At 46.1% G+C, this 18,139-nt stretch carries 26 protein-coding genes; 19 read left to right on the forward strand and 7 right to left on the reverse strand.

Features of this window, described 5'->3' with window-relative positions:
- Positions 1-49: 49 nt before the first annotated feature.
- Positions 50-1,531, forward strand: a complete 1,482-nt coding sequence (locus E8L90_RS29055; RefSeq protein ID WP_137032975.1) for a DUF4153 domain-containing protein — start codon at positions 50-52, stop codon at positions 1,529-1,531.
- A 27-nt stretch (positions 1,532-1,558) separates the two neighbouring features.
- Here E8L90_RS29055 and E8L90_RS29060 read toward each other — a convergent pair whose 3' ends face one another.
- Positions 1,559-2,140, reverse strand: coding sequence for a hypothetical protein (locus tag E8L90_RS29060; protein ID WP_244297453.1), 582 nt, complete (start codon positions 2,138-2,140; stop codon positions 1,559-1,561).
- A 55-nt stretch (positions 2,141-2,195) separates the two neighbouring features.
- On the opposite strand from E8L90_RS29060, the gene E8L90_RS29065 reads away from it, so the two are divergent.
- The 5 genes from E8L90_RS29065 (at position 2,196) to E8L90_RS30505 (ending at position 5,362) form a co-directional block, all read left to right on the forward strand.
- The gene (locus E8L90_RS29065) at positions 2,196-2,990 is read left to right on the forward strand and encodes a metallophosphoesterase (RefSeq protein ID WP_137032979.1); all 795 of its coding nucleotides are present in this window, start codon (positions 2,196-2,198) and stop codon (positions 2,988-2,990) included.
- A 120-nt stretch (positions 2,991-3,110) separates the two neighbouring features.
- Entirely contained in the window at positions 3,111-3,476 is a 366-nt protein-coding gene (locus E8L90_RS29070; protein WP_137032981.1) for a cupredoxin domain-containing protein, read from the forward strand.
- Between the two features lie 393 nt (positions 3,477-3,869).
- The gene (locus E8L90_RS29075; RefSeq protein ID WP_137032983.1) at positions 3,870-4,229 is read left to right on the forward strand and encodes a hypothetical protein; all 360 of its coding nucleotides are present in this window, start codon (positions 3,870-3,872) and stop codon (positions 4,227-4,229) included.
- A gap of 42 nt (positions 4,230-4,271) precedes the next feature.
- Complete coding sequence (locus tag E8L90_RS29080; RefSeq protein ID WP_137032985.1) at positions 4,272-4,892, forward strand: hypothetical protein; 621 nt, start codon at positions 4,272-4,274, stop codon at positions 4,890-4,892.
- Positions 4,893-5,023: 131 nt separating this feature from the next.
- Positions 5,024-5,362 (forward strand): hypothetical protein, encoded by a 339-nt coding sequence (locus tag E8L90_RS30505; protein ID WP_208759451.1) that lies wholly within the window; start codon positions 5,024-5,026, stop codon positions 5,360-5,362.
- Here the strand turns inward: E8L90_RS30505 and E8L90_RS29090 are convergent.
- Positions 5,329-6,339, reverse strand: a complete 1,011-nt coding sequence (locus E8L90_RS29090) for an NAD(P)/FAD-dependent oxidoreductase (protein ID WP_137032989.1) — start codon at positions 6,337-6,339, stop codon at positions 5,329-5,331. The two genes, E8L90_RS30505 and E8L90_RS29090, sit on opposite strands and share 34 nt — an antisense overlap.
- A gap of 349 nt (positions 6,340-6,688) precedes the next feature.
- On the opposite strand from E8L90_RS29090, the gene E8L90_RS29095 reads away from it, so the two are divergent.
- The 6 genes from E8L90_RS29095 to E8L90_RS29115 all read left to right on the forward strand — a co-directional run bounded on the left by E8L90_RS29095 (position 6,689) and on the right by E8L90_RS29115 (position 10,264).
- Entirely contained in the window at positions 6,689-7,879 is a 1,191-nt protein-coding gene (locus E8L90_RS29095) for an NAD(P)/FAD-dependent oxidoreductase (RefSeq protein ID WP_137032991.1), read from the forward strand.
- Positions 7,880-7,884: 5 nt separating this feature from the next.
- A complete protein-coding gene (locus E8L90_RS29100) occupies positions 7,885-8,136 on the forward strand; it encodes a hypothetical protein (protein ID WP_017251334.1) in 252 nt (83 codons plus the stop codon).
- A gap of 65 nt (positions 8,137-8,201) precedes the next feature.
- A complete protein-coding gene (locus E8L90_RS29105; protein WP_137032993.1) occupies positions 8,202-8,678 on the forward strand; it encodes an NUDIX domain-containing protein in 477 nt (158 codons plus the stop codon).
- Positions 8,679-8,858: 180 nt separating this feature from the next.
- A complete protein-coding gene (locus E8L90_RS30020) occupies positions 8,859-9,002 on the forward strand; it encodes a YuiA family protein (protein WP_201265903.1) in 144 nt (47 codons plus the stop codon).
- A gap of 206 nt (positions 9,003-9,208) precedes the next feature.
- Complete coding sequence (locus tag E8L90_RS29110; protein ID WP_015892990.1) at positions 9,209-9,469, forward strand: YuiB family protein; 261 nt, start codon at positions 9,209-9,211, stop codon at positions 9,467-9,469.
- 159 nt (positions 9,470-9,628) lie between these two features.
- Positions 9,629-10,264, forward strand: coding sequence for a 3D domain-containing protein (locus E8L90_RS29115; protein WP_137032995.1), 636 nt, complete (start codon positions 9,629-9,631; stop codon positions 10,262-10,264).
- A gap of 90 nt (positions 10,265-10,354) precedes the next feature.
- Here the strand turns inward: E8L90_RS29115 and E8L90_RS29120 are convergent, their stop codons facing one another.
- Both E8L90_RS29120 and E8L90_RS29125 read right to left on the reverse strand, forming a co-directional pair.
- Positions 10,355-11,125 carry a cobalamin-binding protein gene (locus E8L90_RS29120; RefSeq protein WP_137032997.1) on the reverse strand — a complete coding sequence of 257 codons (771 nt, stop codon included), beginning with the start codon at positions 11,123-11,125 and terminating at the stop codon, positions 10,355-10,357.
- A gap of 12 nt (positions 11,126-11,137) precedes the next feature.
- The gene (locus tag E8L90_RS29125) at positions 11,138-11,614 is read right to left on the reverse strand and encodes a divergent PAP2 family protein (RefSeq protein ID WP_137032999.1); all 477 of its coding nucleotides are present in this window, start codon (positions 11,612-11,614) and stop codon (positions 11,138-11,140) included.
- 153 nt (positions 11,615-11,767) lie between these two features.
- Here E8L90_RS29125 and E8L90_RS29130 point away from each other — a divergent pair, with 153 nt between their 5' ends.
- The 4 genes from E8L90_RS29130 to E8L90_RS29145 are packed head-to-tail and all read left to right on the forward strand — an operon-like array spanning position 11,768 to position 14,792.
- Positions 11,768-12,142 carry a DUF309 domain-containing protein gene (locus E8L90_RS29130; protein ID WP_137033001.1) on the forward strand — a complete coding sequence of 125 codons (375 nt, stop codon included), beginning with the start codon at positions 11,768-11,770 and terminating at the stop codon, positions 12,140-12,142.
- A gap of 49 nt (positions 12,143-12,191) precedes the next feature.
- A complete protein-coding gene (locus tag E8L90_RS29135) occupies positions 12,192-13,688 on the forward strand; it encodes a leucyl aminopeptidase (RefSeq protein WP_137033003.1) in 1,497 nt (498 codons plus the stop codon).
- Between the two features lie 45 nt (positions 13,689-13,733).
- On the forward strand, positions 13,734-14,165 hold the full coding sequence (locus tag E8L90_RS29140; RefSeq protein WP_137033005.1) for a CoA-binding protein: 432 nt from the start codon (positions 13,734-13,736) through the stop codon (positions 14,163-14,165).
- 30 nt (positions 14,166-14,195) lie between these two features.
- Positions 14,196-14,792: a sulfite oxidase-like oxidoreductase gene (locus tag E8L90_RS29145; protein ID WP_137033007.1), complete on the forward strand. Its 597-nt coding sequence runs from the start codon at positions 14,196-14,198 to the stop codon at positions 14,790-14,792.
- A gap of 96 nt (positions 14,793-14,888) precedes the next feature.
- Here E8L90_RS29145 and E8L90_RS29150 read toward each other — a convergent pair whose 3' ends face one another.
- The gene (locus E8L90_RS29150; protein WP_137033009.1) at positions 14,889-15,290 is read right to left on the reverse strand and encodes a hypothetical protein; all 402 of its coding nucleotides are present in this window, start codon (positions 15,288-15,290) and stop codon (positions 14,889-14,891) included.
- A gap of 93 nt (positions 15,291-15,383) precedes the next feature.
- On the reverse strand, positions 15,384-15,623 hold the full coding sequence (locus E8L90_RS29155; protein WP_137033011.1) for a recombinase family protein: 240 nt from the start codon (positions 15,621-15,623) through the stop codon (positions 15,384-15,386).
- Between the two features lie 579 nt (positions 15,624-16,202).
- Between E8L90_RS29155 and E8L90_RS31490 the strand changes: the two genes are divergently transcribed.
- The 3 genes from E8L90_RS31490 to E8L90_RS29165 all read left to right on the forward strand — a co-directional run bounded on the left by E8L90_RS31490 (position 16,203) and on the right by E8L90_RS29165 (position 17,304).
- Complete coding sequence (locus tag E8L90_RS31490; RefSeq protein ID WP_482758299.1) at positions 16,203-16,379, forward strand: sigma factor-like helix-turn-helix DNA-binding protein; 177 nt, start codon at positions 16,203-16,205, stop codon at positions 16,377-16,379.
- The gene (locus E8L90_RS30025; RefSeq protein ID WP_162309021.1) at positions 16,322-16,537 is read left to right on the forward strand and encodes a hypothetical protein; all 216 of its coding nucleotides are present in this window, start codon (positions 16,322-16,324) and stop codon (positions 16,535-16,537) included. The genes E8L90_RS31490 and E8L90_RS30025 overlap by 58 nt, the downstream gene beginning before the upstream one ends.
- Positions 16,538-16,665: 128 nt before the next feature.
- Entirely contained in the window at positions 16,666-17,304 is a 639-nt protein-coding gene (locus E8L90_RS29165) for a DUF1906 domain-containing protein (RefSeq protein WP_137033015.1), read from the forward strand.
- Between the two features lie 44 nt (positions 17,305-17,348).
- Here the strand turns inward: E8L90_RS29165 and E8L90_RS29170 are convergent, their stop codons facing one another.
- Positions 17,349-17,900 carry a hypothetical protein gene (locus E8L90_RS29170; protein WP_137033017.1) on the reverse strand — a complete coding sequence of 184 codons (552 nt, stop codon included), beginning with the start codon at positions 17,898-17,900 and terminating at the stop codon, positions 17,349-17,351.
- Positions 17,901-18,139: the final 239 nt, after the last annotated feature.

The raw sequence follows: 18,139 nt of genomic DNA on the forward strand, positions 1-18,139 counted from the left end.
GTCTGCTCTTACTTTTTTAGGGTAAAAGCATGAGTAAGGAGTGAAGAGAGTGGCTGATGTTACGCAGGAACAAAAAGGCTTACAGTGGCTTTTGCTGGGGGCATTTGGGATCGGCATACTGTTCGACTGGATGTTTTACGGGAAAGGCTTGGGCATCTCTTATCTGTTGTTCGTAATAGGCTTGTACGGTCTTTTTATTTGGCAGGCTAGGAAACGCATTCATTTACGCTTTTTTCGAAAGCAAGTATTCGACTGGATATGGACGGTCCCGATTTTTCTACTTGCGCTAACCTTTTTTCTATTTTCCAATCCGCATTTTCATCTGTTCAACCTGGTACTGATTCCGTTTTTATTCGTGATCCAAACGATCTTGATCACCAAGCGTCATCAAGCGAATTGGTACGAAGCAGGCTTTTTCATAGAGATGATGGAGATATTGCTCCTTTACACCCCGAAGTATACGCGCCTGCCATTTAGGCTGACAAAGGAACGGATCAAGGACAGGTTGGACGAGGAGAAGTATGGGGTAATGAAGAAGGTTTTCATCGGAATCGGAATCTCGGTGCCTCTTCTGGTGATTGTACTCTCCTTGCTCTCGAATGCGGATAGTGTGTTTGGACATTTTCTGGGTCAAATCCCGCGAAGGGTGATTGATGTCCATTCACTTGAAGCAATCTTTCGAATGATGCTAATCGGGATTATTACGATCCTTGTGTTTGCTTACATGTATTCCCTTTTCGGGAAACGGGAAAAAGTAATAGATTTGCCTGTACCCGAAGATGACAAAAAGATCGTGTGGGACGGAATTATCCTCGGGACGATTCTTGCCATTATCAATATCGTGTACATAGTGTTTACATATATTCAGATATCGTATTTGTTCAGTGGGGCGAAGCGAGTTTTACCAGATGAATTGACGTACGCCGAGTATGCTAGAAATGGCTTCAATGAGCTGGTGACGGTCACCGTTATTAATTTTTTGATTCTCCTATGCACGATGCACTTCGCATCACGGGCAAAACCAATGCTCTACCGGATCAATCAGGTTCTGCTGAGTATGCTGACGATTTGCACGGGCTTCATGCTCATGTCCGCCTATTTTCGCCTCTCACTATATGAGGATGCTTACGGGTATACGCATACGCGGCTGTTAGCTCACGTTTTCATGATATTTCTGTTTGTGCTGTTTATCATTGCTCTCTTGAAAATTTGGCGCGACGGTTTCTCCTTGATCAAATATTACGCGATTGTGACACTCGTGAGTTACGTCATTCTGAATTACATCAATATGGATGTCATTATTGCCAAAAACAATGTACAGCGCTATCACGCGACTGGACACATTGACATCGCGTATTTGAGCGAGCTGTCTTATGATGCCATACCAGTGGTTATGGAGCATATTAAGGATAAAAAGGTAGAAGAGAGGTATATGGAAATGCTGCAGGAGCAAAGAGAGATTTTGTATGAGGACAGTAGCTGGCAGTCCTTTAATCTCTCGGAGTATCGGGCAAAAGCTTATCTTCCATGAAAATAGAGAGGACGGAGACGAGGTGATCTATCGTCTCCGTTTTGTTTGGTACCAAAAGAAATAGAACAAGATTCCCACAGAGATCATGACCACGATCCCTGTAAATAGATAATCGTTCCATACTAGATTGGCGGAACGGATAGGTATGGCACCAGCACCTAACGCTTGCAGGTCCTCTCCGGCATCTGACTTGATGGCTGTACGTGTACAGATGTTGGTTTCTAGCTCATTTAGCTCCCAATAAGAGGCATAGACAAGATATTCTTGACCCGGTTGAAAAGGAATGCCGCATGCACCACCAAGACCGCTGGTGACGATCTGAACTTGTGTCTGATCTACTCCTTTCCACGTGGATTGCACCTCGAAAATAACATCAAAGCCTCCCCGCTCTGGTCTATCCCAAAAGGGAAGCCAACGAAGCCAGTCTGTTCGCTCATGTACCTGGAGCACCTTGCCTGTAAATACAGCAGCAGACTGATCCTTTGCTGTTAAAGGGTCAGGAGGTCTGACACAACTACAGGCCGACGCAGGAAAAGGCTGGATGAAAAAGGTGAAAAGAAGCACGAGCGAGAAAAGGGTAAGAATACCTTGAACGTTTCTAAAAATCATCACTGATCCACTCCTCTAAACCATAAGACGAAGAAAAGAGAGGAATGTTCCGAAAATGATGACAACGATTGTTTTGTGTATCCTGTTGGGAATTATCTTTCTCGCCTACCATACGACTTATGTCCAAATATCGACAGTGAAGCTGGCGATTCCTTCTATCCCCCCACTTACATTGGTTCATCTTTCCGATCCTCATGGACGAACACGGTTTTGGAATGGAGAGCTGCACAAACTGGTGAATGCCCATGATCCAGATATTGTGATAGTGACGGGGGATTTGACACAGCACAGCGGGCAGTTGGCGCGTGTGTTAAATGAGCTAGCAAAAGTAAAGAGCAAGGATGGAATCTTCTTTGTTCCTGGCAATTACGAGAGAGAAGGGGGGAGATTTCACAAAAAGGTCTACTCCGATGCTGTTTACCGTTCCCAAAAAGAGGCATGGCAGCAGGTGATGACGGTGCTGGAAAACGAGGGGGCGGTGAAAGAAAAAGACGGCAGTCGCATTTGGATATACGGCTTCGATAATTCGATTTACGGCAATGAACAGCGTCCGGGACAAGAGATCCAGCAGGCGAATCTGACGATATTTTTGGCCCACTCTCCCAATATTATCTCGTTGATTCACAACGAGGGTTTGAAAGCTGACCTTCTTTTGACCGGACACACCCACGGGGGACAAATTCGCTTGTTCAATCGGACTCTTGGTGCCTACAAGCATTTTCATGTCGGGCAAAAAGTGGATCAATTCGTTGGCGTATTTGGCATCAGTCGCGGACTAGGTACTTCCAGGCTGCCAATCCGGCTGAATTGTTTTCCAGAGATAACGGTATATGCGATCAATCCATCATGAACGCTCATGTTCAACAATCATTCGCCAATTCGTCACTGTTCGTTCACAAGATTCCAGATTTTGGATTGATTCCATCGAGTAAGATGGAAGTGTAGAAAAAGAAGAAAGAAGGGGTCAAAAGTGAACAAAAAGTGGAGTCTATTGATTTCTTCAGTTGCATTGTCTGCAATGTTGATGACAGCATGCGGTGGAGACAAGGAAGCTGCGGCTCCTGCAGCAACTACTGGCACACAAGTGAATATAGAAGCTAGTAACTGGAAATTCAATCAAGAAACTTATGAAGTAAAAGCTGGCGAAGAGTTCACGCTCAACTTCAAGTCGACAGAAGGCTTTCACGGTATTGGGATCCAAGGGCTGGATGTAGACCTGCAAAAAGATGGCAGCAAAACGATGAAAATCGATGCAGCTGGTGAGTACACCGTCTTTTGCAACGTGATCTGTGGACCGGATCATGGCAAAATGGTAGCAAAACTAGTCGTGAAATAATTCGATTCTCTTATTGGCATAAAACAACAAACAAGCACTTTGGCCTGTCTAGCGGGTCAAGGTGTTTTTTCATTTCACAGGTGGGGACATACTACATGGGTAGCCACTCATCGAGTAAGGGAGGGAACCACATGTCCAAGCACAACAACAAAGACAAACGCCCAACGGAAGCATCCGCCGGCTCACGCAGCACTCCCCCGAAAACAGGAGAGAACACTGGACATAATTTGCGAAAAGAAGATCGGTCGTAGCATACAGGTAAGAAGCTACCAGGCAAAAGTCCTCCCATGAAGGGAGGGCTTTCTTGCTCGTTATATACATGTTTTCGCGATTTTTGCACATGGTAAGGAGGAAAAGTTTTCAAGTCGGTGATGCGATCCAAAAAGGAGATGAGTGACACTGGATAAGAAACACTACTATGTGACCTTGCAAGCAGGAACGACCGTGGCAGAAATCCGCGACGAAAAAGGCTCCGCCACGTACGATTTTGAGATCGAAGCGACCGATGTTCAAGTGGGCATGATGCGAGACTTGTTCAATAACTGTGTCCACGGTGATTTCATGATGTGGATGCATGGGCATACGCTATGGTCTGACATGCCGGATCGGGACAACGACGAATACGATGACAACCTGCGGGCCATCTACCAACTTATTTATCAGTATGGCACCGAAAAAACGAAAAGAGATCTGGAGCAAATGGGCCTCGTAAAGCTCTTGGGGCTGGATAGAGAAGAGTTGCGTCCTTTTTAACGGATCAATCATAGACGTTTTCTACCAGAAGGAGTGAATCTTATGAAGATGTGGAAGCAAGGAATGATGACAACAGCGTTGGTAATGGGGCTCGTTATGCCAGGTATTGCGTTGGCGCAAGATGGATCTGCAACAGTTGCTCAGATGAGCAAGCCGACTCACAGCCATGATGAGCATGGGGAGAAGCACATGAAGGTGCGACAAAGCTCAAACAGAGGCGTTCATCAAAAAATGTACATGCTCTTGCTAGCGGAAAAATATGCACCAGATAGTGTGGGGAAATGGCAGGCAGCGTTTAAAGAAAGCGATCGGTTAATGAGCGAGTTCGAAGCGCTGAGTGACGACCCGAAGTGGCAGGCGAAGCGTGAAGAACGAAAGCAACTGATCAACAAGCTGAATGAACAAGTCAAAAAGGGCGAAATAACCAACGAACAGATGGAAAAGCAGTTCAAGGAATGGAAAGACAAAAACATGGGGCCAAAAGAAGAGCGTGACGCCCGAAGATCTCGGATTGAGCAAATGAAAAAAACACACGAAGCCTTTGACTCTGCGATTGAATCTGGTGATACAGCCAGGATTAAGGAGTCACTCCAACAAATGCTGGAACAAATGCAAGCAAATAATTCTCGCATGGCGGAAAAGCTGGCCATGAAGAAAAAATAGCGTTTCGAACGAAAAAGGACGTGACCGACTTACTGGTACGCGTCCTTTTCCATATCGGTTACAAGCATAACGGGAGTCCATTCATCCAGAAAGACCATCTCTTCGGTTTGGCAGGAGGAACACCAGCCTGTATGGACGCATTGGTGGCGGGTACGATCTATGTAACCATTGTCCATTTTGGCATCGTCGATCTCCCGGTACGGGCTGTAGCTCCCATAAAAGTCATACAGACGGCCTGCATCCTGCAGAGCTTGACCGCACGTTGCACACGTTTGGTGGAGGGGTGTAAAGCCATTGCAAACTGGGCAGAGATGATTCAAAGCGTAATCGCCTCCTCGTTGTTGCTTCTACTGTGCACGCCAACAAAAGCGGTTATGCAAAGGAATAAAAAATCCCTGTCGCAGCCATCGGAGGCAACAACAGGGACGAAACATTTTTACGATTTGAAGTTGTCCATGCTTGAAGAATGACCAGGCTGCAATTTGGCATCTGGATTAAAGTAGGAAACCGCGTTGTTTACAGCGGTAGGGGCTTCACCAAATCCGACAGCGATCAGCTTGACCTTACCAGGATAGGTTGCGATATCGCCTGCTGCGAAAATGCCTGGAATGTTTGATTCCATGCGGGTATCGACCACGATGGAGCCTTTTTCGAGCTCCAGCCCCCAGTTCTTGATCGGACCGAGAGAGGAGATGAAGCCGAAGTTGACAATGACTGCGTCGACTTCCAGATCGACTTCTTCTTTTGTCGTGCAATGGGCCAGCGTGAGTTTTCCGATGCGCTCCTCGCCGTGCAAAGCTGCTATTTCGTAAGGTGTCGTGACGTTTACTTTGGAGGACATCAGCATTTCTACGCTGTGTTCATGTGCGCGGAACTTGTCTCTGCGATGGATGAGGTGTACTTCCTTTGCGATAGGTTCTAGCATGAGGGACCAGTCTAGAGCGGAATCACCGCCGCCAATAACAGCTACACGCTGTCCCTTGAAGGAGTTCAGATCGGTAACAAAATAGTGCAGATTGGATTTTTCATATTTGACGGCATCTGGGTGTTCCAGCCTGCGAGGTTCGAACGCTCCTACCCCAGCAGTAATGATGACGGATTTGGAGTAGTGAGTGCCTTTGTCCGTTGTGATTTCAAACACATCGTCTGCTTTTTTTACGACATTTTCCACTTTCTCTTCCAGGCAAACGGTTTGCTGAAAACGGGAAATCTGATCTTTCAGATTATTGATCAAATCTTGTGCTAAAACCTTTGGAAATCCGGCTACATCATATATGTACTTCTCCGGATAAAGAGCGGCTAACTGCCCGCCTAGCTGGGGCATGCTCTCAATGATTTTTACACTGGCCTGCCTCATCCCGCCGTAAAAAGCGGTAAATAACCCGGCAGGGCCTCCACCAATGATCGTAATGTCGTAGATTTGCTCGTCCTTTTGCAGAAAATTCAATCCAAAGCACCTCCGAATTAATCGTAAGCGAACTCCTCAACCATTATAACCCATACAAGTGGAAAAACAGGAGAGAAAGTTCGAAAGAGGATAGGCAAAAAAACCTTGCAAATCCAATCGGTAGCCGATAAGATGAGGATGACTGTAAAGAAATTGTCACATTTTCCTACGTCTGACTTTGTGCATTTTTTCACAGAGTGGTTCGAATGGCAGCACAGGGCAATAATTCCGATACTACACGGATCATGAATTGGGGCATCTTAATTTGTACCAGACCACGTGAAAAATCGCACAATCTTCCTTAAGTTACCATAAACAATGACATCATACATGATTGGAAGGGATACTAATGGGTACACCCAAAATCCTGATTCTTGGCGCTGGATACGGTGGTTTGCTCACAACGTTGCAGCTACAGAAAAAGCTCAACTACAATGAGGCAGAAATCACCTTGGTCAACAAGCACAACTATCACTACATCACGACTTGGCTGCATGAGCCGGCTGCAGGTACAGCACCAGCGGATCATGCCCGCGTCAGTCTGGATGGCATTTTGAACAAGGACAAAGTCAACTTTGTCAAAGGAACGGTGCAAGCCATTCAGCCAGAGGAGCAGACCGTCACGCTCGAAAATGGCGAGGTGCTGTCGTATGACTATCTCGTCGTCGGATTGGGCAGCGAACCAGAAACGTTCGGAATTGAGGGACTCAAGGAGCATGCGTTTAGCATTCGCAGTATCAATGCAGTCCGGAATATTCGCGAGCATATTGAATACATGTTCTCTAAGTTTAAAAATGAGCCGGATCGTACGGATTACCTCACGTTTGTTGTGGGTGGAGCTGGCTTTACAGGCATTGAGTTTTGCGGAGAGCTCGGCGATCGTTTGCCAGAGCTGTGCCGAGAATTTGATGTCGATCCAGAACTGGTGAAAATCTACTGCATTGAGGCAGCACCAACTGCATTGCCTGGCTTTGACCCAGAGCTGATCCAATACGCAATGGATGTATTGGAGAGAAAAGGCATCGAGTTCAAAATTGGAACACCGATCAAGCAGTGCACCCCGGATGGCGTGCTGTTGGCTACCGGAGAAGAAATCAAATCGAAGACGGTGGTTTGGGCAGCAGGTGTCCGCGGAAATAACATCGTGGAAAAAGCAGGCTTCGAAGTTATGCGCGGTCGAGTCAAGGTAGACGAATACTTGCGTGCCCCTGGTCATGAAAATGTTTTTGTCGTAGGGGATTGTGCCTTGATCTTCAACGAAGAAGGACGTCCGTATCCGCCAACTGCGCAAATCGCGGTACAGGAAGGCGAGACGCTGGGTGCAAATCTTGCGGCCTTGGTCCGTGGCGATCTTCCGCAAAAATTCATCCCGCATCTGCAAGGGACATTGGCCTCTCTTGGAAAAGGCGAGGGCATCGGGCAAGTTGGTTCGAAAAAGCTGTTCGGCAGCACAGCGGCGATGATGAAAAAAGCGAGTGACCTGCGCTATCTGTACAAAATTGGCGGCGTCGGTCTCGCATTGAAGAAAGTAAAGCTGTAAAAACGATGCGTCACGCAAGCATTCAAGTCCGGGGGCTTATGGTCCGCGAAGAGATGGATCGGTACAACGCCTTGATGGAAGTGGGAGCTTTTCTGGAGGAACAGGGGCGACACGACTTGGCATGGCATGTACAGCGTGAAGTAGATATTCTCATCCTGCCTGCCATCGATCGGCTCAAGGAAAAGGGCCGCGAGAGGGATCGGGAAAATCTGCGATACATGATCGATAATGGGCTCCTGGATGATGAGGATGATTGATAGGTACCCCCGGCGAAGAAAAGCCGGGGGTTTCGTTTAGCTAGGACGTGGAAGGAGCGAGCTGGATGCGCGAGGGGAAGGTTTGGCTAGGCGCCTGCGGGATTGTTATTCGCGGGCAAGAAGCACTGGTTGTCAAAAAAACGTATAGCGGACTAAAAGGTCAATGGTCATTTCCTGCGGGATTCGTGCAGGAGGGCGAGACTGTAGATGAAGCAGCAGTACGTGAGGTGCTGGAAGAAACGGGTGTCGAGGCAGTCGTGCGACAAGTAGCCGGAATCCGTTCAGGCGTCATTCGGGAGTCCATTAGCGACAATATGGTCGTTTTTTGGATGGATTACATAGGGGGAGAACCGCGCCCGCAGGAAGGGGAAATAGCGGAGGCGAAATTTATGCCGATACAGGAGCTGCTTCATGACCCGCTGTCTTCTACTTATTTGAAAATCATATTGCCGGACTATATCAAGCGAGAGCAAGGAATGACAGGTCAAGCGTTTGCTATCGATCCCATTTTTCAATACACTTCCTATAAAATCTTTAAGTAATCCTGCGAATAAGCTAGATAAACTGCAATGTTCCCGCTTACATTGCGGTTTTTTATGGTTTTTTCGCGATGAACTGCATTGTGAACCAAGGGGGGATTCTGATATAGTTAGATACATCAAAATAATCAGAAAATACATGCAATTAATTCTTGCGCATGTATGCCGAAAGGGGAGCTCAACATGAGACAAAAACAAGAACAGTGCCCGTACTGCCATGGCCAAGGGTATTTCCAATTGCTCCTGGGGGGCTCGGAGAATTGCCCTAACTGTGACGGAGCTGGTACACAGGAAGCTCAGAAGGAAGCTGTTTCTTCTCATCCATAATGATTGAGGAACCTCGCATAGAAAACCGTCGAAGCGAATGCATCGGCGGTTTTTTCTGTCAGGCATGCAACACATACGCTTGGCTTCTCTTATTGACCGATCCCTCGCCTTTTTGCTACACTAATACCGAAAATAGCCCGTCTTTCCTGTATTTGCATAAGTAAGTGGCAAAAGGTGGAGAAGGTGGCAGGAGGTCTTTTTCGTCGATGAACTTGATGCAATTTATGGTATCCATTGTTTTGTTCTCCGTGCTTGGGTTTGGCATTGGGTTTATTTTAAACATGATTTTGAAAACAACCTGGTTTCCAGTTGTGATCGGCGTTGGTGTAGTCGTAGGTGCACTTGTTTATCAACAAATCGTTCCGGGAATTTGGGATTCGCTTATTCTGGGCTGCGGCATGGCAGGTACAGTGGCGAGTGGCTGGACCATTCACACGCTTCGCAAAAAAGGATATCGGATGTTTTAACAACAAGATCAAGCAGGCCTTTGTTTCGGGCCTGTTTTTCTTTTGGCATTTGATTGAAAAACGTGCAACTGACAGAATATTTCTGTAATCAACCAAAATTTGTGTATACTTTCCTCCTCGTCGGGACATGACTAGAAACGAGAGGAGGTTTACCAAGAAATGAATGGAAAGCAGTTCGTAAGTATCGTCGCGCTGTTCATCCTGGTCTTGACGGCCTTCGCAAGCGATGGATACAGCTATAATGTTGTGGGAGACTACGGTGTCTCCTCCACTTTTGGAATCAAGGAAACAAAAGAGGGGCAACGTGTCGTCAAAAAAAGGACGGTATCTGCCAGTTCTCTTACTCAAGTGATTGATAAAGCGGATGTATTTCACGATCAATATCCAAAAGTACGTGTAGTCGCGACCGGCTACTATGCCGGATACGAGTCGACAGGCAAAAATCCATCTCACCCGTCCTATGGTATTACCTATTCAGGTGTCAAAGTACGTAGAGACGACTATTCCACGATTGCAGCCGATCTGCGCGTTTTCCCGCTGGGGACCATTTTGTACATCCCCGGTTATGGATATGGCGTCGTAGCTGACAAGGGTGGAGCGATTCGCGGCCATAAGATTGACCTGTATTTCGAGACTAAGCAGGACGTATTCTCGCAATGGGGGAAAAAATCGGTGGACGTGTACATCGTAAAAAAAGGTGAAGGCAAAGTAACGGAAGCTTTTCTCAATAACTTGAATGAAAAAGGAATCGCAGCCATGGCGGAACCCGTCAGCGGCCAACAACAAACTGAATAGCAACCAACGAAAACGAATGGATGCCGCATCGGTGGCATGAAAGAAAAAAAGAAAAAACGTTCAAGGCACAGGCTTTGAACGTTTTTTGTGTCATTTTGTATGAATCAAATCAACCAGCTTCTCCAGTCCTTCTAAAATGCGAGGAGAAGGGCGGCAATATAGGCCTTCTTCCAACAAGTGGACCTGATTGTTTCGAATCGCGGTCATGTTCGTCCATTCCGGGCGGCTTGTGATCATGTCAGCCTTGATTCGCTTCCATTCAATTCCGCACCAGACGACGCAAATATGATCCGGATTGCGTTCCATGACCATTTCCCGCGTAGCCTTGACGTTCGCGACAGGATAATCTGCAAAAATATTGATGGCACCCGCTATGTCACTGACATCGGTCAACCAGTTTTCCTGACCAGGTGTGTAGATGGGATTCGGCCACCATTCCCAGTAGAGCTTCGGGCGTTGAGCGTACGTCGCGGTTTTTTGTCGGATGCTTTCAATGGTTTCGTCAAATTGGATCGCAAGCTGCTCGGCTTGCCTCTGTGTTTCTGTCGCCTCACCGACGAGTCGGATATCATGAGCGATTTCCCCGATCCGGGAAGGGTTCAGGACGATATGAGGAATTTCTCTGTCGCGCAGAGCTTCTATATTATTCTCCATGCCAGGAACAGAGAGCGACGCTACGACGAGATCCGGTTGGAGTGCAGCGACCCGGTCCATATCGATTGTCAAATCGGGTCCAACCCGGGGGAGATGCTGCCACTCCAGCGGCCAGTCAGAGTGATCATCCAAACCGACGACATGCTCATGTAGGCCTAAATAATACAGGATTTCGGTATTGCTGGGGCAGATGGAAACAATGCGCATGGGAGCCCTCCTTTAAAAAAACGGATGGAGCAATAACGCAATCATGATGCCTAACCAACCGCCGATCAATACTTCGATTGGTTGATGACCGAGTAGTTCTTTCAGTTTTTTCGCTTTTTCCTGGTTAGGGCGTACTTTTAGCGATTTCATTCCTTCTAACAGGTGGTTGAATTCATCGACCAGCTTATTTAAGACAACCGCTTGCATACCGGCATGGCGGCGGACACCTGCGGCATCAAACATCACGATCACACCGAGAATGGCGGAAATAGCGAACATGTTACTGCCAAAGCCCTCACGCAGTCCCACAGCTGTGGATAGTGCTGTCACAGCAGAAGAGTGAGAGCTGGGCATACCGCCAGTACTCATGAGCAGTGACCATTGCCACGTTTTCGTTGCAAAAAAATGAAGGGGAATTTTGATAAATTGGGCGATCCCTATGGCTAGCAGTGCTGCCCATAAGGGGAAGTTTTCAAAAAAATCCGCCACGGAAAATCCATTCCTTTCTACTGTGCGCTTATCTCTAAGATTATTGTAACAGAAGGGCGTTGTCTTAATCCGTGAAGTTTTTGTTTGGATGTAAAGTCACTGCCAATCTGTGTTACCATAAAGATGGAAGGTTCGAAACGGAGGCATGCATCCATGGGGTATCCCGAGCAGTATTTACAGTTCATTGAAAAATTCAATGATGGAGAATACTACGAATGCCACGATCTGTTGGAAGACATCTGGATGGAAGACAAGTCAGACAAGTTTTTGCAAGGATTGCTGCAATTGTCAGTCGGACTGTACCACCAAGAGTACGGCAATATAAAAGGTGCTCGCTGGATGTTAAGCAATGCACGAAAGTATTTGACTCGTTACCAGCCAGTTCATTGGGGGTTGGACGTAGCAAGAGTTCTTCGTTACATAGATGAATGCGAGAAATTGTTGCCGGAAAAGGATGTCATTTCTTACACAGAGGCAAAAGCCATGACGTTTCCACCCTTGCGCTTATATGTCGACACATCGTTCTAAACAAATGTGCCCATATAGTATCCTACCACACAGAAAGAGGGAAGAGTATATGAAAGTAGCAGTAGAAAATCGCATACAGCTTGTCAATATCACATGTGATGAACTAATTGTCCCGCTATGGAAGGGTGAGGAGATTTCGCAAGTATACCCGGAATTGGACGAAGCTTTTGGAGGTAGTCTGAGTGGCTTGCAGCAGGACAAGGAAATTACGGGTGAGGCAAAGGAAATTACGGTTGTTCACGGCATGAACAGCGTAGCTGCAAAAAAACTGTTGATCGTCGGGATGGGTGAACCAGGGAAATTTGATTTCGTCGCAGCCCGAAATGCATGGGGACGTGCAGCGAAGACGGTTGTGGGAAAAGGCAACGGCAAAACAGTGGTTATTGATTTGCCAACAACAGAGCATCTGAGTGCTGACCGTCTGGCGCAGGCAGTGACGGAAGCATTTGGACTCGCTGAATACAACTACGAGGGCTACCGTCAAAAGGCAAAGCGTGAGTTTGACCCAATTGCGACGGTGCAGATTTTGGCAGCAGATGCCGATGCTTCATTGGTACAGACAGGTGTTGCACGTGGTTCGGCGCTCGTATCCGGGACGAATCTGGCGCGCACCCTCGTCAATGAACCAGCTAACTACTTGACTCCACGCGCTTTGAAGGATGCGATGGTCGAGGTAGCAGAGCGCTATGGCATGGCTGTGGAAGTCATGGAAAAAGCGAAGCTGGAAGAGCTGGGGATGGGCGGAGTGCTCTCTGTTGCACAAGGCAGCGAGCTCGAGCCTTATGTCGTGGCAGTCAAATATCAAGGAAGAGACACGTGGGACGATGTCATCGGCTTGATCGGTAAAGGCGTGACATTTGATACAGGTGGAATCTCCATCAAGCCAGTAGCAGGCATGGAAGACATGAAGTCGGACATGGGTGGAGCGGCTTCGATGATCGGCGCATTGGAGGCACTGGGACAGATTAAACCAAAAGTAAACGTCCTGGCTGTCGTCGGTACCGTGGAAAACATGCCATCCGGATCAGCATTCCGTCCAGGCGATGTCATCACGACTATGAGCGGCAAAACAGTAGAGATCATTACGACAGACGCAGAAGGTCGTCTCGTACTGGCTGATTGCATCACCTATGCAAAAGAGCAAGGAGTGTCTTGCCTGGTGGATGCCGCTACCTTGACGGGTGGTATCGTGGTTGCACTCGGTCATTTCTGCTCTGGCGCCATGACCAACGACAAAGCACTGTTGGATGAGCTGATGAACGCAGCAGACGTGGCGGGTGAGCGTTTGTGGCAGCTTCCTACCTTCGATGAATACCGCAGCCTCAACAAGAGCCGCTTTGCCGATTTGAAAAACTCGGGTGGACGTTATGGACATGGCATTATCGGCGGTGTTTTCCTGCAAGAATTCGTTGGCGACACGCCGTGGGTACATCTGGACATCGCGGGTACGGCGTACACAGCAAGTGCTGGCGATATGCAACCAGCTGGCGGTACAGGAGCAATGACGCGCACGATTGTTGAGTTTGTTTCTAGCCGTAGTGAATAAGAGGTAGTTCCAGTTCTCATTTCAATATAAAAAGGAGTGTTTTACATGGCACAAAATCCAAGTAACGAAGCACGTCGTCAACTGCTGGAGGATGCAAAAACGATCGCAGTAGTGGGTCTATCCAACAAGCCAGACCGCACCAGCTATATGGTATCGCAAGCTATGCAGAACGTCGGCTACACAATCATCCCGGTCAATCCTATCATCGCGGGTGAAACGGTTTTGGGCGAAAAAGTGCTTGCTAGCCTGTCTGAGATCGATCAGCCAGTCGACATCGTCAATGTGTTCCGTCGCAGCGAAGACATGGTGCCTGTTGCAGAGGATGCATTGAAGATGCAGAACAAGCCAAAAGTGTTCTGGATGCAACAAGGCATTGCCAACGAAGACGCGGCTAAATTGGTTGCAGATCAAGGCATCGACGTTGTGCAGGACATGTGCATCAAGGTAGATCACGCCCTTTTGCGGGTTGGAAAATAAGAGACTGGCAATCGAGGGAGTGGAAACAACATGTTTATCAACCCAGCGGCTGATACCAAGCGCGATCGCATTCCACCGAATCAAAAACAGACGACAGGCTTTCCTGTCCTGCACTATGGAGAGGTTCCCGAATATACAGATCTGTCTACGGAGTGGAGCTTTCGCCTTTTCGGTCTCGTCGAGGAAGAAGTAACGCTGACCTACGAACAAATGATGGCTCTGCCAAGAGGCGGCACGACTAACGATATTCACTGCGTGACAGGCTGGAGCAAGCTGGACAATGAATGGGAAGGCATTCCCGTAGAGGAAGTACTGAAGCGGGTAAAGGTGAAGCCGGAAGCAAAGTACGTCATGCTGCACGCTGAGCACGGATGGACTGTGAACATTCCGCTTGTTGACTTCGTGAAAAACGGCAATCTGTTCGCTACGAAACATAACGGCGAGGATTTGACCCCTGAACACGGCTGGCCGCTGCGCTTTGTCATTCCGCATCTCTACTTCTGGAAAAGCGCCAAGTGGGTGCGTGGGATTGAGTTTATGGAGAAAGACAAGCAAGGGTTTTGGGAGAAGAACGGGTATAATATGTATGGCGATCCTTGGAAAGAGCAGAGGTTTGCTTGGGATTGATTGGGGAATAAAAAGAGGCGGGAAACCGCCTCTTAATTTGTTTCAATGAAATAATTTTGCATGCCACTCTTCTACCGGACCACCAACAGCTTCACTTTATGTATCTACTACGATTCTGGAGAATACAGTTTGCATAATTACTTTCTTGTGATCAAGTTCAAGATGTGGCCAGCTTTCCTTTATGCTCTTTGCAAATGTCATAACATCTTTTTTTGACAACTTAGGTATCGTTTTAACCATAGATGATTCTGACATGAGTTGAGCCCTGATAGTCTCTTCGCGTTCATTTTCTTCATGCATGCGGAGTTTGAGGTCATCTACGCTAATTACATCCTTAGCAAAAGCCATCTGCCATTTCTTTTTCCGTTTTTGTATTTCACTCAATTCACGTTCTAATTGTACGTGATCAGGAACAGTAAAGGTAATATGATGATCGTTTGCGACTTCGATTTCTTTTTGCCATGAACCATCAATAATGAAATCCATTTGTTCAAGCATGAGCTTTTCGACAGTGTCTTCAGCGATTATGGGTATTTCGCATATTCCTTGAGCAAATCGAGCACTACATCTGTAATAACGGTAATTTTTAAGCTATTGCTTTTTCTCCCCACCTTGGAGGGGGCTTCCGCATCGGGCGCATTTTAAAATGCCGGTAAACGGAAAGCAAACATTAGTCTTCTCACGGGATATCAACCGTTTCTTAGAAAGAATAGCTGCTGCTTCGAAATCTTCTTCTGAAACAAGGGCTTCATGATCACCATCTATCAAGTTATCCATCCATCTCTTTTTTCCTATATAAACCGGATTGTAAAGGATGTATCTTACTGTGATCCTTTTGTTTTATACAAAACAAAGATACGTTTGACTATTGCGGCTTCTGGTTCGTAAACAACTAGCTTGCCATCCTCCTTTGCGAAAGTTTTTCTCCATCCCCATCGACACTTGTTCCCCAAGGTTTTCACGGGCGCTGAAGAGGAAGCACAAACGCAGATTCTAAAAGCGATTGAATCGGTACTTCCATAGAGCGTAGGTTTGTCTCAATAGGGATAATGCATTTATTTACAAAAGTTTACACAACGGGCGCTTTCAGTAATCGAGTTGTAATATTTGGTAAAATGGATATGAGCAATTGGGGGTTGAGGCGTGCCAGTGTGAATCTGGGACGTTTATTTTTTGTTTGAAAAGCGAACGTATGATCTTGTTTTTGGGTTTTGTGGTTGTGAAACTCAACTAATCTAGAAAGTAGGTGAGCGTTTGACGAAAGAGGAATGCAGAACAATTTTGCGACGCATTGCCTGGAACTTGAACTATAGAGAAAGAAAGAGGCTGCGTAACGAATGCCCGATTCTGGACGACTTTGGCAGGCAGCAGGGCACGGTAAATCACGACGGAAGCCTTTATGTTGAAGAGTTGTTACGGCAACTATCCAATGAAAAGGAAAGGCACGTTATCCGCAAGATCGTCCTAGAAGGTTTCACAGCAAAAGATGTCGGAGAAAACTTACAAATGGGGGAAAGAGGAGTGAATCAATGCAAAATTCGGAGCCTGAAGAAACTACAACAATACTTGATCAAGCATTCAGTTTAATGGTCGATCGAGCAAAAAGTGGAGATAACGAAGCATTAATAAGGATTTTGGAAGAAATGCAATCTGAAATTGACTCCCTAGCTGGTTTTCTTAAGCTACCAAAAGAAGAGGGAATTCAGGAGATTACGACACGGTTTATTGAGAAAATCAGGGGATGAAAAATTCTTTACAATTTTTTTAGCAAGGCTGTTCCGTTTTACCCCTGTTTTTTTCCTAGATAGGTGAAAGCGACAATGACCGGTCAAAAACTGTTGCTTATCTATTACACTCAAAGGAGAAATGAAGCATGGCGAAAGGCATTGATTACGCAGGTAAGAATAACTCAACGAAAAGTAATTTGAGAGCTATTAAGGATGAGGGGTACAAATTTATCGGACGTTATTATGGTGAGTCGGATTGGAAGCGGTTGACCAGAGAAGAGGCAAGGCTCATTTCTAATGCTGGATTAAATATTGTAGCTGTTTATCAGAATGGTGGACGAGATATCGATGAGTTTACGTTTAGCAACGGGAAAAAGGCTTGCAGAAGTGCCATTCGACAAGCAGAGGAAGCTGGTCAGCCATATGATACGCCGATCTATTTTGCAGTAGACATGCAGATTGAGAGTAACCGTGAATTCGAAGCGATTGATGATTACTTTAGAGGCATAGTAAAGGAGATGAAAAATTACAAGCAAGATAATAATGGTGATGGTTTTAAAATTGGGGTATATGGAAGTTACTATGTAGTGAAGTACATTGATGAAAAGGTAAGCGGAGTCACCTATTTATGGCAGTGTAAAGCATGGAGTGGTGGTGAAGATTATAAGAATCGTGACTTGTACCAATATAGTATTGATAAGCCTTTAAAACTAAAAAACGGAAACACCATCTCCGTAGATTTCTGCGAATCAACTGGAAGTGCGGGTGGATTCCAAGTAGATTAAAAATTATCCCAACGGATTTCCTCTCGAATCCGTTGGGATATTCTCTATTTTATGAGTGGTTTTAAAAATGTAGCAACTTCCTCGGCAGATTTTGTAAATTCATTTTTCTTCCCATTTACCTTTTCACTAATCATAATAAAGGTAGTGTCCTGCTGGAAATATAGTCCGGATGAAGCCCCTTCGATATTATCTTTATGGTTAGAGAAGGATATCCATTTGGCCGGAATATCGTTGTTTATTTTTGTCTCTTTCTCTTCGATAATAACACCCCCCAATAAAACTTCTCCTGGTGACTCTTGAACATTCAGGTAGGTGTCTTCGTTTTCATTGGAGAAAAGTAAACTGAAATACAATACCTGATCACCTGTAACGATTTTCTCTAGCTTTTGTCCTTTTCTTACGAAAGAGGGCACAAAGACTTTATCCACCCCTACTTTTTCCGCAGCTTCAAAAATCTCTTTTTTCTGCTGATCTGTTAATGTTAATGCCTCAAATCCTTCAGGGATAGCCTGTTTCGATGCAGTTTGACTTTCTTGTGTACATCCTGAGATGAAGACGACGCAACTGAGTAGAAAAACAAGGAAATACCTTACCATGTACATTCCTCCAATCTTGAATTTGATTAATGAATGCAGTTATCTATTTTATTTTTGTTACAAATAGTTATATTGGAAAACTTTGGGCGAAGTAATTATACAACTAAAGTTCTGATTATATTGACGAAATTTGTCGTTTGGCTTTTGGATTTATGGGTTTGTTGTTGACTAAAACAATTAAGCCTTTGAAAGTGTTATTTGGAACTCAATTTTATTTGCCTATTCCTTGAGCGCAAGGT

Source organism: Brevibacillus antibioticus (assembly GCF_005217615.1).
Taxonomy (GTDB): Bacteria; Bacillota; Bacilli; order Brevibacillales; family Brevibacillaceae; genus Brevibacillus; species Brevibacillus antibioticus.